This is a genomic window from Bradyrhizobium sp. HKCCYLRH2015, from assembly GCF_051168215.1.
Classification (GTDB): domain Bacteria; phylum Pseudomonadota; class Alphaproteobacteria; order Rhizobiales; family Xanthobacteraceae; genus Bradyrhizobium.
The window spans coordinates 633371-649084 of the sequence record NZ_JBNPUO010000003.1 but is presented as its reverse complement, the minus strand read 5'-3'; the positions used below and the strand labels follow the sequence as shown (position 1 = coordinate 649084).

General features: G+C 67.1%; 13 protein-coding genes. 7 read left to right on the top strand and 6 right to left on the bottom strand.

Annotated elements, in window-relative coordinates:
- Window positions 1–249: 249 nt before the first annotated feature.
- Window positions 250–1938 carry an outer membrane beta-barrel protein gene (locus ACQR1H_RS10930; RefSeq protein WP_316238096.1) on the bottom strand — a complete coding sequence of 563 codons (1689 nt, stop codon included), beginning with the start codon at window positions 1936–1938 and terminating at the stop codon, window positions 250–252.
- Between the two features lie 430 nt (window positions 1939–2368).
- Window positions 2369–3166: an SDR family NAD(P)-dependent oxidoreductase gene (locus ACQR1H_RS10925; protein WP_316238097.1), complete on the bottom strand. Its 798-nt coding sequence runs from the start codon at window positions 3164–3166 to the stop codon at window positions 2369–2371.
- Between the two features lie 85 nt (window positions 3167–3251).
- Here ACQR1H_RS10925 and ACQR1H_RS10920 point away from each other — a divergent pair, with 85 nt between their 5' ends.
- Together ACQR1H_RS10920 and ACQR1H_RS10915 are read left to right on the top strand one after the other, a co-directional pair.
- Window positions 3252–3725 (top strand): MarR family winged helix-turn-helix transcriptional regulator, encoded by a 474-nt coding sequence (locus ACQR1H_RS10920; RefSeq protein ID WP_315803183.1) that lies wholly within the window; start codon window positions 3252–3254, stop codon window positions 3723–3725.
- Window positions 3722–3958 carry a hypothetical protein gene (locus ACQR1H_RS10915; protein ID WP_315803182.1) on the top strand — a complete coding sequence of 79 codons (237 nt, stop codon included), beginning with the start codon at window positions 3722–3724 and terminating at the stop codon, window positions 3956–3958. Before ACQR1H_RS10920 ends, ACQR1H_RS10915 begins: the two co-directional genes overlap by 4 nt.
- A 530-nt stretch (window positions 3959–4488) precedes the next feature.
- Here ACQR1H_RS10915 and ACQR1H_RS10910 read toward each other — a convergent pair.
- Complete coding sequence (locus ACQR1H_RS10910) at window positions 4489–5283, bottom strand: SDR family oxidoreductase (protein WP_315803181.1); 795 nt, start codon at window positions 5281–5283, stop codon at window positions 4489–4491.
- Window positions 5284–5307: 24 nt separating this feature from the next.
- Entirely contained in the window at window positions 5308–6003 is a 696-nt protein-coding gene (trhA, locus tag ACQR1H_RS10905; RefSeq protein WP_315759485.1) for a PAQR family membrane homeostasis protein TrhA, read from the bottom strand.
- A 191-nt stretch (window positions 6004–6194) separates the two neighbouring features.
- Here trhA and ACQR1H_RS10900 point away from each other — a divergent pair, with 191 nt between their 5' ends.
- On the top strand, window positions 6195–7658 hold the full coding sequence (locus tag ACQR1H_RS10900; protein WP_315803180.1) for a YcjX family protein: 1464 nt from the start codon (window positions 6195–6197) through the stop codon (window positions 7656–7658).
- Complete coding sequence (locus ACQR1H_RS10895; RefSeq protein WP_315803179.1) at window positions 7655–8683, top strand: YcjF family protein; 1029 nt, start codon at window positions 7655–7657, stop codon at window positions 8681–8683. Before ACQR1H_RS10900 ends, ACQR1H_RS10895 begins: the two co-directional genes overlap by 4 nt.
- Window positions 8684–8686: 3 nt before the next feature.
- Here the strand turns inward: ACQR1H_RS10895 and ACQR1H_RS10890 are convergent, their stop codons facing one another.
- Window positions 8687–10192: a glycosyltransferase family 39 protein gene (locus ACQR1H_RS10890; RefSeq protein ID WP_434907538.1), complete on the bottom strand. Its 1506-nt coding sequence runs from the start codon at window positions 10190–10192 to the stop codon at window positions 8687–8689.
- 226 nt (window positions 10193–10418) lie between these two features.
- Between ACQR1H_RS10890 and ACQR1H_RS10885 the strand changes: the two genes are divergently transcribed.
- The 3 genes from ACQR1H_RS10885 to ACQR1H_RS10875 all read left to right on the top strand — a co-directional run bounded on the left by ACQR1H_RS10885 (window position 10419) and on the right by ACQR1H_RS10875 (window position 14057).
- Window positions 10419–12143 carry an adenylate/guanylate cyclase domain-containing protein gene (locus ACQR1H_RS10885; protein WP_315803177.1) on the top strand — a complete coding sequence of 575 codons (1725 nt, stop codon included), beginning with the start codon at window positions 10419–10421 and terminating at the stop codon, window positions 12141–12143.
- A 252-nt stretch (window positions 12144–12395) separates the two neighbouring features.
- Window positions 12396–12596 (top strand): cold-shock protein, encoded by a 201-nt coding sequence (locus ACQR1H_RS10880; RefSeq protein WP_315713975.1) that lies wholly within the window; start codon window positions 12396–12398, stop codon window positions 12594–12596.
- Window positions 12597–12848: 252 nt separating this feature from the next.
- Complete coding sequence (locus ACQR1H_RS10875) at window positions 12849–14057, top strand: CaiB/BaiF CoA transferase family protein (RefSeq protein ID WP_316177414.1); 1209 nt, start codon at window positions 12849–12851, stop codon at window positions 14055–14057.
- A 1-nt stretch (window position 14058) separates the two neighbouring features.
- Here the strand turns inward: ACQR1H_RS10875 and ACQR1H_RS10870 are convergent, their stop codons facing one another.
- Window positions 14059–15627, bottom strand: coding sequence for a hypothetical protein (locus ACQR1H_RS10870; protein WP_316238103.1), 1569 nt, complete (start codon window positions 15625–15627; stop codon window positions 14059–14061).
- Between the last annotated feature and the right edge of the window lie 87 nt (window positions 15628–15714).

Below are 15714 nucleotides of genomic sequence, written 5' to 3'. Positions count from 1 at the left end.
ACCCCACCCGTCAGGCATGCATTGCCTCGAGGCCCCGTCCCCTGCGGGGCCTTTCTTTTTTGCGCGAGATGGGCCAGCCCGCCCTCGACGGCGATGCAGACCGCGCGCATCGTCCGCAAATCCGGTCGGACAGACGTCGCCGCGTCGGAAGCGCGGGTTCGCGTTCGCGCCCTCGCTGTCGCGCGGCTCGCGCGGAACGACGGGCCGAGGTGCACGCGGCGACTGTCGTCCACCCGCCCTGTTGCCCGCTCAATATTGGAATCGCACGCCGACGACGCCGACCACCGCCATGAAGTTGTTCAGCGCGATGTTGGAGCGGGTCCATTCGGTGCGGACCTCGCTCTTGAGCTGAACGTTGCGGTTCATCTTGTAGGTGCCGCCCGCGGCAACGAACATGCGCTGGTCGACGCGGCCGATGCCGACGAACTGATCCTGGCCGTAGCCGCCGCGCAGCGTTCCGATCAGCCACGGCTCGAACTGATGATCCATCTGCAGGATCACGTCGCGCGACAGGATGCCCGAGACGTTCATCGCCGGCGTCTCGGAGGCCTGCGAGCGCGCCACCAGCACGAAGGTGGTGGCGTCGGTCGCGGCCCAGGCGAGCGTCGCATCCGCGATCACGCCGTTGATGTTCGGCATCAGCGGCGAGTCCATGCGGCGCGTGAGATAGCCGACCGAGGCTTCGCCGGTCAGCGTTCCCACGTTGACGACGGCGCCGCCGCGCGCGGTGATGCCGCTGGAATCGCGGCGCTGGCCGTTGAAGTCGACCTGCAGATCGTGGTTGCGCCGATCGAAACTCATGTCGACAAACGGCGAGATGTTCGGCGTCAGCGCATAGGTGATGCGGACCTGCGCGCCCGGCTGGGTGTAGTTGCGGTCCTGCGTCCGCAGCGGCACGTTGGCGACGATCAGCGCGTCGTTGAACACGACGCGGTCGGCCGATCCCTTGAATGCGATCTCGGCGGGACCGATCTTCTGCAGCACGCCGGCGCTGCCGCCGAACGTCGTGGCGCGGGGCAGCTTGAGCGCGCCCGGCAGCGCCAATGCATCGTTGACGAAACGCGCCTCGCCGGTGATCGCGGTGCCCTCGGTGACGTCATAGCGCCCTTGCGCCCGCGCCTCGAAGGTCGGATGGCTGAGCGAACGGACGTTGGTGTCCTCGGTGTAGGCGCCGCGGAAATCGGCGTTGAGCTGATGCCGCTCCCATTGCGAGCGGACCGCGACCTCCGTCGCCACGATGGCGACCGGTGAGCCCTGCCCGCCGTTTCGCCGGGTCGGATTGGTGTCGTAGCCGGCCTGGATCTCGACGGCGGGCTTCACCAGGAACGACCCGACCATCACACCCGTCGGATCGTAGGGCTTCGCATCGGCGGTCACCGGTTGCGGTTTCACCGTGTTCAGATTGCGATCGGGAAGAACGTCGCGGTTGCGCAGCACGGCCGCGGGCTGGGCTGCTGCCACGGTCTCGTCCGGCTTGGCCGGCTGTGCCTCGGCGGCTGGCTTTGCTGCGATCTGCCGTGCGGCGGGTTGCGGCGCGGCGCGTTGAGCGTCTCCCGCCGGCTCGGCCGTGGCGACGCGCGCGCCACGGGCGGGCTGAAACGCGGCGAATCCGAAGCTGCCGACCGCCGCGTCGCGCTTGCCCGGCGCGGCCAGCGACGGCGCACCGGCCTCGCGCACCGGACGCAGCAATGCGCTGACGCCACGCGGGTCCTGGCGCATCATCAGCGTCCGGCTGTCGTTGGTGATCCGCGGAACGTTGTAGTAGATGCTGCGCGCCGTCACGTGACGGAAGAACAGCCGGTCGGCGCGTCCCGGAACGACGTCCGTCGGCTTGGCCTTGATGGTCTGCTGCGCGGACGCGCCGTCCACCACCATCACGGTCAACAGCAGCACCTCGACGAGCGCGAGCGTGACCCCGCGGTGGGATCGCGTCACCATGAGCCGCTTGGTCCGCACCGCGAACGCGCCGGTCTTGTGTGGTGAATGAGCCTGCAAAGCAATGCCGGGGTATGCCAATATCACGCGACGACGTCAGGTCAGGGCGCCGTCGCAATGAATACGCAGCGCATGCACGCGACGAGCTCCCCTTGCCTGGCAGATAGCCGGAAAACGTCGGCGGAAGTTTTGCCGAGCCGGGATGATTTCAGGCGAGATTGAGAGCTGTTCGCAATGAGTCGCCGCGAAGCCGCGCAGCGGTGTCTTGGCGTTCGCAGACCAAACTAATTAGTTGAAACGAAGACGATCGCTGCGCGGAAGCCGGCGAAATTCGGACCTCGGCATGATCCTCTTTCGACGACAATCAAGGGTCCGAGACGGCTGCGGCGATCGCGGGCGCTGCGTCGTCGGCGACGGCCGACGCCTCTCGGATTCAGGACGCGAGGAAGCCGCCATCGGCCGCCAGGACGTGGCCGACGACATAGGACGACGCGTCCGACAATAGCCACAGCACGGCCTCGGCGATGTCCTCGGGCTGCCCCATCCGCCGCAGCGGCAGGCCGGCGGCGACGGTCGCGATGTCGCCGACACCGGCGCGCAGCATCATGTCGGTGACGACGCGTCCGGGCGCGATCGCGTTGATCCGGACGCCGCGCGGCGCCGCCTCCATCGCGGCCGATCGCGTCAGCGAAATCACGGCGGCCTTCGACGCCGAATAGAGCGCAAGCCCCGCATTCGGATTGCGCACGCCGCTCACGGAGGCGTTGATCACGATGCGGCCGCGGCCCTGCGCATACATGACCGGCAACTGCGCGCGCAGGCACAGGAACACCGAGCGCACATTGGTGTCGAACACGTCCGCATAGACGCCGTCGCCCTGCTGCTCGATCGGCGCCCGGCGCTCCTGGAATCCGGCATTGTTGAACGCCGCATCCAGCCGGCCATAGCGATCCAGCACGGCCTGCACGAGGTTCGCGACGTCGTCCTCGCGCGTGACGTCGGCCTTCACCGCGAGCGCCTCGGCCCCGAGCGCCCGGCATCGTGCCGCCGTATCGGCCAGCTCGGCCTCGCGCCGTCCGGCGACGACGACTGCCTCTGCGCCGCCGGCGGCGAGCTTCAAGGCGGCGGCCCGGCCGATGCCGGAGCCGCCCCCGGTGACGAGGCAGACCTGCCCCTGCATCCGCGACGCCGCGGGCGCGCTTGCCCCGGCCGTGAGCTGCGTATCACTCATCTCCGACCCTCCGCTGTACGGCGTCGTCGATGCCACGTTGCATCGTCTATTTGTTGTATGATACAACTATATGGCAGGAGTCAAGATGCCCGACCCGGATCTCACGCTCGTCGACGACATCCGCGCCGCCGCGCGCCTGATGGTGCGCGAGCTCGGCTTCATGGAAGCGACGCTGGCCGCCACCGACCTTCCGCCGTCGGCGGTTCACACCATCCTGGAGATCGGCCTGCGCGGCCCGCTGACGGCGATGCAGCTCGGCACGATCCTGCATCTGGAGAAATCCAGCATCAGCCGCATGGTCCGCAAGCTGATCGACAGCGGCGAGTTGCAGGAGACGATCGATGCCGGCGACGCCCGCATCAAGCCGCTCTGCCTCACAACCAAGGGACGGAAAACGCTGGCGGCGCTGCACGCCTTCGGCCGCCAGCAGGTTCGCGGCGCCCTGTCGTCGCTGTCGAAGGCCGAGCAGCGCACGGTGCGCGAGGGCCTGTTGCTGTACGCCCGCGCGCTCGAAGCTTGGCGCGCGGCAGAGCAGGACATGCAGCCGTCGGAGCCATGAGCGCGCCCGACGGGCAGATTGCGCATGCGCGTCATGACGAAACTGCCCGTCGTGTTGAAATGCCGCAGCACGTGGCCTTGCACCGTCGGGCAAATCAGGACGATGTTTCCGCGCATCCCGCCTCACACGAAGGGGCGTTGCGCGCGATCGTCACGACACGCGAGGCGGGGAGCGATGGCCGCGAGATGTCGCAGCGTGCTTGCGCGCGGACGAACGGCAACTTGCGGACGTGAAGTCGCAGGGTCCTGATACCCCGACGCTGGTATCACCCGCGCAATGCGCAAGCATTGTCGCGGCATAGTGGCCAACAAGCCCGGCGCACCAGGGAGACTGCGTATAAGCGTTAAAGACCGTCGCGCAGGGAATGCCGGAGTGTTCGGCTTTGCCTGTGGTACCTGCCGCCTGCATTTTTTTCTGCAGGCGGGCCATGGGTGAGGCCCTCACCCGGCATTCCCTGCGCCCTTCGTTTGTTCGGAGGGACAAGTCAGCCGTAGAGCTCGGGCATGATGTGCCGCGAGAAGGCCCAATGACGTCCAGCGATGTTTGATCATGTCCGCTGCTGATGGTGTGCAGACAATCTCTCCCCATCGTCATCCCGGCGAACGCCGGGATCCATACGCCGCGGCCGAAATCGTCGAGCGAGATGGTCGACGCGCGTGCCTCGAACTGCTCCCTGGGGTTATGGGTCGCCGCATTCGCGACGACGACGGCGGAGGGCGTTGAGGCAGTTCGCCGTCAACGTCGGCCGACGATGACCACGGACCTACTTGCCGAACTCCTCGCGGACCTTCGCCTGGATCTTCGCCATGCCGCCGAGCCAGCGGTCGTAGTTCTCGGTCTTCTTGCGCATGTAGCCGAGCACCTGCGGATGCGGCAGGATCAGGAAGCTCTCTTCGGCAAGGCCCTTCAGCACGTCCTGCGCGACCTGCTCCGGCGTCAGGTCGCCGTCGCCGGATTGCGGGCCCTTCGGAATCGCGCGCAGCATGTCGGTGTCGACGCCCTGCGGACACAGGATCGAGACCTTGATGTTGTCCGCCTTGTGCGAGATCGCGAGATTCTCGGCAAATCCCACCGCGGCGTGCTTGGTGGTCGAATAAGGCGCGCTGCCGACCTGCGACAGCAGGCCGGCCGCCGAGATCGTGTTGAGGAAATAGCCGCCGCCGCGCGCCTTGTAGCGCGGGATCAGATGCCGCGCCGCGTAGACATGCGCCATCACGTGAATGGCCCAGCTCCGCGCCCACGGCTCGTCGGACATGCCGCCGACATTGACCGACAGCGGGTCGAAGCCACCGCCGATGCCGGCATTGGAGCAGAACAGCGCAATCGGGCCGAACTGCCGCTCGGTTTCCTCGATCACGTGCCGGATGTCGGCTTCCTGGGAGACGTCGCACCTGAAGGCGGCGCCGCCGATGCCATCAGCGACGGCCTTGGCGCCGGCTTCGTCGAGATCGGCCACGATCACCTTGGCCGCCCCAGCAGCCGCGAACGCCTCGCACAGCGCCTTGCCGATGCCGCGGGCTCCGCCGGTGACCACAACAATCTTGCCGGTCACCTTCATGCAAAGCCCTCCTCGTGGAATTTTCTAGGTCAAGACCAAGTCGAGCACTGCCGTATAATGAAAGCCGGCGCCCAGCAACACGAAACCATGCCAGATCGCGTTCTGGAAGCGCAAGCGCCGCCACGAGTGGAAGATGACGCCGAGGCTGTAGAGGATGCCGCCGGTGAGCACGCAGGCCAGGACCGAGGCCGGCATCACCGAGATCACCCGGTCGTACATCATGACGCCGCTCCAGCCGAGCGCGAGATACAGCCCGATCGACAGCGCGTCGAAGCGGCCCGGCCAGCGCAGCTTCAGAACGATGCCGAAGATGGCGACGCCCCAGACCCCGAGCAGCAGCGCGGCCGAGAACACCGTGTCCTTCAGGGCGGCGATGAACGGCGTATAGGTGGCCGCGATGAGCACGTAGATGGCGGAGTGGTCGAAGCGGCGCAGCACCCATTTGGTCGGCGACACCGGCCACAGATTATAGGTTGCCGACAGCGTCAGCATCGAGAGCAGTCCCGCGACATAGATCGACACCACCACGATGTCGACGGCGCTGGCATAGATCGAGGTCAGCACGACGAGCACGGTTGCGGCGACCAGCCCGGCGGCGATGCCGACGACGTGGACGACGCCGTCCGCGATCATCTCGACCTTGTCGTAGTTCCAGCGCATCGCGCCGGTGGCGGCATGGACGGAGGTCGAGGCGAACTGCTTCAGTTGAAATACGGTCATGTCAGAGCCTGGTGCCGGTTTTCCGGGACAATTGTGCCGGAAGGATTATGGTTTCCAGTGGTCAACGTTCCGTTCAAAGTCTGGTTCTATCCGGAAACGGGCCGGAATTGTGAGCTTGAATCCGGTGTTTTGCATCGCCACCTGTCAACAATCGCTCACGCCCTTTTCAACTGGCGAATTCCCCTCCTCCCATGGTGACCTTTTCCGAACTCGTCGAGGAAGCGCGGCTCTCGGCCCGTGCCCTGCTCGATTATGGCGAGAGCTTCCTCAACCCGACCGTCCGCCTTGGCGTCACCGGGCTGTCGCGGGCCGGTAAGACCGTGTTCATCACGGCGCTGATCCACGACCTCGTTCGCGGCGGGCGCATGCCGGTGTTCGAGGCCTTGGCCTCGGGCCGCATCGCCCGCGCCTATCTGACGCCGCAACCCGACGACGGCGTGCCGCGCTTTGCCTATGAGAGCCACGTGCGGGCGCTGGTCACCGAGCGACGCTGGCCGAGCTCGACCGTCGACATCAGCGAGCTCAGGCTGGTGATCGAATTCCAGCGCGCCAACGGCGCCGAGCGGACGCTCACGCTAGACATCGTCGACTATCCCGGCGAATGGCTGCTCGACCTGCCGCTGCTGAACAAGAGCTATGAGCAATGGGCGCGGGAAAGCCTCGCGCTGTCGCGCAGCGAGCCGCGCGCGCATGTCGCCAGGGACTGGCACGCGCATCTGGCGACGCTCGCCCCCGAGGGCCGCGAGGACGAGTCGGCGACGCTCGAGGCCGCGCGGCTGTTCACCGATTACTTGCGCGCCTGCCGCGACGAGCGCTTCGCCATGAGCCTGCTGCCGCCCGGACGCTTCCTGATGCCGGGCAATCTCGCGGGCTCGCCGGCGCTGACCTTTGCGCCGCTCGACGTGCCGGCCGACGGCCAGGCACCGAGCGGCTCGCTGTGGGCGATGATGGCGCGCCGCTACGAGTCCTACAAGGACATCGTTGTCAGGCCATTTTTCCGCGACCATTTCGCCAGGCTCGACCGCCAGATCGTGCTGGTCGACGCGCTGGCCGCGTTCAATGCCGGACCGGAGGCGCTGCACGATCTCGAGGCGGCGCTGACCGGCATTCTCGATTGCTTCCGCGTCGGACGCGGCAATCTGCTGACCGCACTGTTCCGGCCGCATATCGACCGCATCCTGTTCGCGGCGACCAAGGCCGACCATCTGCATCACACCAGCCACGACCGGCTCGAAGCCGTGCTGCGGCGCGCCGTCAACCGCGCGGTGGCCCGGGCCGAGAGCACGGGCGCTGCGATCGATGTGGTGGCGCTGGCCGCCGTCAGGGCGACACGCGAGGCGCTGGTCGCCCGCGGCCGCGACAAGCTGCCGTCGCTGCTCGGCACGCCGGCCGCCGGCGAAAGCGCCAATGGCGAGATCTTCGACGGCGACACCGAGGTGGCGACGTTTCCGGGCGAGCTGCCGGCCGATCCGGAGGAGCTGTTCAAGGGCGGCGCCTACCGCGGCCTGTCGAGCGCTGCTGCCGACGGCACCGACTTCCGCTTTCTGCGCTTCCGCCCGCCTTTGCTGGCCCCCGATGCTGGCGGCGAGCCCGCTTTGCCCCATATCCGCATGGACCGCGCCCTTCAGTTCCTGATCGGAGACCGGCTGCAATGAGCGAACGCGCCAAGCCTCGTCGTCCCCAGACCTTCCGGCTCGATGATCCCGACGTCGTCGTGGTCGATGCCGAGGACGCCGCCCGGCCCGGCCGGGGCACCATCCAGATCACGCCTGAGGCCGACCCGGCGCAATTGCCGGTGCCGGTCGAGACCGTGCTGCCGGCACGGCGCGGCTTTCGCTGGGGCGCCGTTTTCTGGGGCTCGGTCACCGGCCTCGTCCTGCTCGGCCTCGGCCTCGGCGTCACCCGGCTGATCGAGGATCTGTTCGCGCGCAGCGAGGCGCTCGGCTATGTCGGCGCGGGATTCGCGGCCGCAGCCGCGATCGCATTGGCGGTCGTCATTGCCCGAGAGACCTACGGCCTGGTGCGTCTCGCCACCATCGAGAAGCTGCATCAGCGCGCGGCCGCCGTGCTGCTGTCCGACGATCGCGCCGAGAGCCGGGAGGTGGTCGCCGAGCTGCTGCGGATCGCACATGCCAATCCCCGGCTGGCGCGTCCGCGTGCCGCGCTCGCCGGCCACGCCGACGACATCATCGATGGCGGCGACATGATCAAGCTTGCCGAGCGCGAGCTGATGGCGCCGCTCGACATCGAGGCACGGCGCCTGGTGTCGGTCGCGGCGCAACGGGTTTCCGTAGTCACGGCTGTCAGCCCGCGCGCGCTGATCGACGTGCTGTTCGTCTTCGTGGCAAGCTTGCGGATGATCCGGCAGCTCGCGCGGCTCTATGGCGGCCGTCCCGGCGCGCTCGGCATGATCAGCCTGTTGCGCCATGTCGTCGCCCACCTCGCCATCACCGGCGGCATGGCCGCGAGCGACAGCCTGATCCAGCAGGTGCTGGGCCATGGCATCGCGGCAAAGCTGTCGCAGCGGCTCGGCGAGGGCGTGCTCAACGGACTGCTCACGGCGCGGCTCGGCCTCGCGGCCATCGACGTGACGCGCCCGATGCCGTTTGCCGCGCTGCCGCGACCGGCGCTGGCGGATCTCGCCAAGGATCTCCTGCGCAAGCAGGAGGAGCAGGAATGAGGCTCAGGCCTGCGGCGCGGAATCGAACTCACCGGCGAGCCAGCGCCATTGGTACAATGGCGAGTCCGGCGGCGGCGCCAGTTCGGGCGTCCAGCCCGTCAACTTGCCGAAAACGTAGGTGTCCATGACGCGGCCGCGCCAGCTCCGCTCGACGCGTCCGAGCGGCTCGCGGTGCGCGGTCGTGTCCGCCAGCAGCGGGCCGGCATTGTCCGGCTCGCGCACGACGTAGAGGCCGGCATGTCCCGCGATCAGGTTCATGCCGGGATCACGAAAGCCGATGAAGCGGGCACGCTCGTTGATCTGGATCACCGGCACGCGGCCGCGAAAGAACCACCGCATCATCGCGTAGGTGCGATAGTCGGAGGTCGCGATCCAGGTGGCACCGCTGCTTTTGAGCTCCTGCTCGGCGCGCGCCGCCACCTGCTGATAGCCCGCCTCGGCGCCGATCGGATCGGCCCGCCCGAGGAAATTCCAGGGCGCGGCGACGTAGTAGAGGAAGATCAGGACCACCATGGCGATGCCGCTGACGACGGCGATGCGCGCCCAGCGCACGGTGGATCGGACGAACCAGGCGGGCGCGCCGTCCTGCGGCAGCTTGACGATGTTGATCGCGACCGCCGCAAACCCGATCGGCCACATGAACATCGGCCAGGTGTCGCCGATCCGCAAGGTGAACGACTTCCAGAGGAAGTAGAGGAACGGCACCAGCACCGCCGTCGACAGCAGGATCGCGACCGGCTCACGCGTGCGATAGCCGCGCCAGGCCGTGAAACTCAGCGCCGACAGCGTGACCGGCAGCAGCACGAAGCCGACCTGTCCGAACTGCAATCCGATGTAATCGCCGAGCGTCCGCAACGACAACTCATGCGGCGCGGTGGCGCGAACGAACTGGAAGCGGAACGAGGCCCAGTCGTGCTGTACGTTCCAGATCAGCACCGGCGAGAACACGGCCAGCGCAATCAATGCTCCGCACCATGGATAGGGACTGAGCAGCCAGCGGCTGCGCCAGGCCGGCACGAGCAGGAACGCCGCCACGGCGGGCAGCAGCATGACGACGGTGAATTTGGACAGCAGCGCCAGCCCGCCGAACAGTCCGGCAGCGAGCCACCAGCGGCCGTCGTCGCTCTCGGCGAGCCGCACCAGCGCCCAGATCATCGCGAGCGCAAACGGGATCACCGCGACGTCCGGGGCCACCTTGGCCATCAGCAGGCCATAATAGAGCGCGGCCTCTGGCAGCAGCACCACGATGATCACCGCCCGCATATTGTGAGTGGCGCGGCGAACGATGTCGGCGAGCAGGAGCTGCGTCGCGCCCATCGCGAGGATGCCGGCAAAGCGGACGCCGAGATTGGTATCGCCGAACAGGGCAGTGCCCAGCCGGATGAACCAGGCGATCATGGGCGGATGATCGAGGAAGCAGAGCTGCAGCTCCTTCGACCAGGTCCAGTAATAGGCCTCGTCGGTGCGCAGATCGAGCGCAGCGGCGTAGACGAGACGGATGATCGTCATGCTCGTGATCACGGCCGCCGCCATCAGCCACGCAGCGCGCGTGGACCGAAACTTTGGGCTGTCGATGCCTGGGGGAATGGCCGTCACGCGGTGCTTTTCCCCGACTCCGCCGGGCGAGTCAACGTTCGCGCGCGCAGCTCGCGCCGCCGGATGACCACCGCCATCAGCCCTCTAGGACAACAGGGAATAAATCTCTAGCATTGCGGCTCCAGATCATACGGACCACATGACCATTTCGATTTCCCATCGTTTACAGTCCGCCCGGCGCGGCATCGGTGTGCGGCAGGTACGGCTGATCTGCGGCTTCATCCTCTTCAGCTACCTGCTCAGCCATTTTCTCAACCATGCGCTCGGCAACATCTCGCTGCAGGCCCTCGCCGAGGGCGTGTCCTATCATGTGGCGTTCTGGCAGTTTCCTCCGATCGCCGTGCTGTTCTATGCGGCCGCTCTCACCCATGGCGGGCTCGGCGTGTGGGCGCTTTATCAGCGCCGGCAATTCAGCCGCAGCACGATGGAGCCGCTGCAGCTGCTGCTCGGCCTCAGCATCCCCGCGTTGATCTTCAGCCACATCGCCGGCGTCCGCATCGGGCAGGCCCTGTACGGACAAGAGAAGCTGTACCCGCAGGTTCTGTACTCCTATTGGACCGGCCCGTCCTGGCGGATCTGGCTGATGTCGGCCGCGCTGCTGACGTCATGGGCGCATGGCTGCATCGGGCTGCACTTCTGGCTGCGGCTCAAGCCGTTCTACAAGCGCGCGGCGCCGTGGCTGCTCGCCTGCGCCGTGCTGATCCCGGCGCTGGCGCTGCTCGGCTTCTACCGTGGAGGCCGAGACGTCATCGCGGCAAGCGCAGCGCCGCAGTGGCGGGTCGAGAATCTGTCGCGGCAGATGGGCACGCCCCTGGAGCAGGCAGTACTCGAGACCATCATGAACGGCTTCCTGATCGGCTATGGCGGCCTGATCGGCTTGGCGCTCGCCGCGCGCGGCGTGCGAGCGGTGCATGAGCGACGTGGCGGCATGGTCACGCTATCCTACAACAATGGCCGCTCCATCCGGGTGCCAAAGGGTTTGTCGGTGCTCGAGGCCAGTCTGCGCAACAACGTACCGCATGCCAGCATGTGCGGCGGCCGCGCGCGCTGCTCGACCTGCCGCATCAGGGTGATCGGAGATCCCGGCGCGCTGCCGCCACCCTCGCCTCGCGAAGCCTTCGTGCTCGCGCAGATCGGCGCGGCCGACCCGTCGGTCAGGCTGGCCTGCCAGTTGCGCCCCACCGGCGATCTTTCATTCTTTCAGCTGTTCATGCCGAACCCGACACCCGGCGAGCGCACTAGCTCGCGCGCCGGAATCGGGCAGGAGCGCTACCTCGTCAGCCTGTTCGTCGACATGCGCGGATCGACCGGCCTCGCTGAGAAACGGCTGCCGTTCGACGTCGTGTTCATCGTCAACCGCTTCCTCAGCGCCGTCTCCCAGGCCGTGCTGGCGAATGGCGGGCAGCCCAATCAGTTCGTCGGCGACGGTATGCTCGCGCTGTTCGGACTAGCCACCGATTCACATGTCGCGTGCGGCCAGGCGATCCAGGCGGCGCGCGACATCGCGGCCAACATCGCCGAGCTGAACGCGTTCCTCAGCCATGATCTGCATGACCCGATCCGCTTCGGCATCGGCATTCACGGCGGCGAGGTGATCGTGGGCGAGATCGGCTATCGCGACCACATGGTGTTCACCGCGCTGGGCGACGCCGTCAACGTCGCATCACGACTGCAAGACATGACGAAGACCCTCGGCTGCCAGGTCATCATCTCGGACGAGGTCTACGCGCGGGCGCGACTTGCCGCCGACGTGCTGCCGCAGCGCGAGGTCGAGATTCGCGGCCGCGCTGAGCCGATGCGCGTCAGGACGGCCATGGATGCCGCCGAACTCGCGATGCTCTCGGACGAAGGGACGGCTGCATGACGAGTTGCGTTGAACCTGTTTGCAGCCTGCGCTGTCATACCGAGAACGGTTGCAGCGGGTCCGCGGCGACGGGCGGAACGGTGGCGTTGCGGTCAAAAGCCGCAAAGCCGCCACGATATCGATCATTTCGGGCCAAAACCGCCCGCTGTTTGCGCTATCACGCCTGTCACAACCGCAGTATTCTCGAATTCCGGGCCTGACGGTTTGCGGGGACCGCCGGTTCGAATTGGATTGATCCCGCGGAGGCGACGTATGGCTAAAGGTACGGTCAAGTGGTTCAACCCGACCAAGGGCTATGGCTTCATCCAGCCTGCGGCCGGGGGCAAGGACATTTTCGTTCACATCTCCGCCGTGCAGAAGGCCGGGCTGGCGACCCTCAACGAGGGCCAGACCATCGAGTACGACGAGATTGCCAACCGCGGCAGGAGTTCGGCCGAGAACCTGAAAGTGTAGCGGATCAATTGGCGCGCCATTCCGCCTCGCGGCTTTTCGGCGCGATCGTTCCCCTCACCAAGCCAGCATGATTGTCGACACGTCGAAATAGACAGGAGCGGTGCCCGCTCCTGATCACATCTTTACGCTTGTTTGTAGTTTCAGCTCCCTCCCCGCCATTGCCTCGCCCGCCCGACCCGGGTCAAATGCGCCTCGAACCGCGCCGACAACAGAATTCCAGCGCGCGGAAACAAGCGACGGGAGCGACGCATCATGGACGACAAGGGCATTTTCCATGGCCTGAAGGTGCTGGACTGCGCGAGCTTCATCGCGGCTCCCGCAGCCGCCACCGTGCTTTCCGATTTCGGCGCTGACGTCATCAAGATCGAGCCGCCCGGCGCCGGCGATCCCTACCGCAACCTGCCGAACCTGCCGGGCTATCCGCGCAGCGAGCATAACTACGCGTGGTATCTTGAAGCCCGCAACAAGCGCAGCCTCGCGCTCGACCTGTCGAAGCCGGAAGCGCAGGCCGTCCTGCATAGATTGGTCGGTGAGGCCGATGTCTTCATCACCAACTTTCCGCCGTCGGTCCGCGCCAAGCTCGGCCTCACCCACGACAAGCTCGCGCCGCTCAATCCACGGCTGATCTACGCGTCGTTCACCGGATATGGCGAGAAAGGCGAGGAAGCCGACAAACCCGGCTTCGACAGCAATGCCTATTGGGCGCGCTCCGGACTGATGGACCTGGTCCGTGCCGACGAGAGCACGACACCCGCCCGCTCCGTCGCCGGCATGGGCGACCACCCCTGCGCGATGGCGTTTTATGGCGCGATCGTCACGGCGCTTTACCAGCGCGAGAAGACCGGCAAGGGCTGCCATGTCGCCTCCAACCTGATGGCCAACGGGGTCTGGGCAGCCTCCGTGCTCGCCCAGGCCAAGCTTTGCGGTGCGACCTTCGTCGAGCGGCGGCCGCGCGAGCGCGCGCTGAACGCGGTCGCCAATCACTACAAATGCCAGGACGGCCGCTGGATCATGCTGTCGCTCCTCAATGAGGAGAGGCAGTGGCCGATCCTCGCCCGCTGCCTCGGCCGGGAGGAGCTGATCGACGATCCGCGCTTCGTCACCAAGGCCGATCGCCACGCCCGCTCGGTCGAGCTGATCCATGAGTTCGACGCGGTGTTCGCGACCAGGCCGCTGGCCGACTGGCGCCGGATCCTCGACGGCAGCGGGCTCGTGTTCGGCGTGGTCGGCATTCTCGACGACATCCCGAACGACAGGCAGATGATCGAGAACGATGTGCTGGTGCCGTTCGAGAACGACACCATGCTGACCGTCAACAGCCCGATCTTCATCGACGGCCAGCGCAAGGTCGCACCGCGCAAGCCGCCCGGCATAGGGCAGCACAGCGACGAGATCCTGCGCAGCGCCGGCTTCGACGACGAGGCCATCCGCGACCTGCGCGCGCGCGGCGCAGTAGCCTGAGCTAGCGCGTCGCGATGAAGCACATGCCGAACCGCGTCGCCGGCCCGGTCTGACAGGAAAGGTTCGCGGCGCAGGTCCAGGTCGAGAAGCTCCTGTCGTTGTCCGTCGCGTCAGCGTGGCGCGCGTAGCAATGCCCGCCCCAGCCGTCATTGTAGACCGTGCCGGCGAGCTCATCGCTGCCGCGCAGCTGCGGGCGGCTGGCGAAGCCGCGCGAGAAATCCGGCGTACGGCCCTCGGCAAAGGCGTTGAGGATGTCGCGCCGGCGGACCTGGTCGCCGAAGAAATGCGGCGAGCCCGGCACCACCACGGTGTTGGACGGCTTCTCCGCCATCCAGTCGACACCGGGGAAGTGGAAGCCGCCGATGCCGCGGGTCTGATGGCAGCCGCCGCAGCTCGAATCGTTGAGGCGACGCTCGAAGCCCGCGACCGACTGGATGTTCTGCAGCACGATGCCCTGCGCGGCCGCCTTCTCCAGCGCGCCGACCACATCGGCCTCGGTGAACACCGCACCCTGCCCGTCCGCGCTCCCCTGCACCAGCCCGTAGGCCGGCAGCAGATCGGAATTGACGAAGCCGACCGGGGTCGGCGCCACCGCAACCTTGGCCAGGAACTGGTCGGGGATCACCGCGGTGCCGCGGTCGAGCTCGCCGAGATGGACGGGGTCGAGCAGCCAGGCCTTGAACTCGCGCGCCAATGCGGCATCCGAAAGCAGCCGGTCGCGATCGACCTGATCCTCCAGCACCGCCTCCTCGAACGTCCCGCTCGCGGCCTGATAGTCGAACACCTTCATCATGTAGTCGGTGCGGAAATCGCGGATCGCCGATTTCGGCGCATGCGCGATTTGCAGGTTGGTCTCGATGCGGTGGATGTTCTCCGGCCTGATCAGCGCCAGCGGCCCGTCCGGCGCCGTCAGCTTCGCGGCAAGCTCCGGCCCGGTCAGTTGCAGATCGGACGTCGCCAGCCACCGCTTGGCGATCTCGGCGCAGCTCGGGGAGTTGCTCTTGGCTTGCGCGTCGCTGCGCGCCTTGAGCACGATGTTGAGCGTCATCGGCAGCCGCGGCGAGGCGACCTCGCCGTCCTTGGCCTCGGGCGGCGTCGTCCGCGTCAGGCGGTACAGCAGCCGCACCTCGCCGCAATGGTCGGGATCGACGAAGGCGCGATCCATGCGATTGACGACACCGGCCAGCACGAAGCGGGCATCGGACGAATCGAGCACGGTGCGGTCGAACAGCTGGAACGCGTAGGACGTGCCGACGCCGATGCTCTCGTTCGGCAACGTCGTCTTGTGCTTGTCGACGTAGCGGTCGAACTCCGCCTCGAGCGCCTTGCGCACGGGGGCCATCGACGGCAGCGCGAACAATGCCGCGTCGGTCAGCGGCGCATCGCTCGCGCGCGCGAGCATCTTTCCGAGGCCGAACGCGCCGTTGTCGAGCTCACGCAGCGCGAACGGCTCGAGGATGGCGGCGCCGCGCTCGATCGGCGCGCTCTCGTCCGCATGGGCGAACGGGGCGCAGCACAGCATCACAAGGCCGAATACCGACAGTCGCAAGATCCGCCTCCTCGATTCCATGGCGCAACTGACGGCCTGCTAGCCCTCGAAGATAGCCGAAAGGCGGGCGGCTTCGGACAATTGTGCGACGAGGCGCCTCACGTCGCG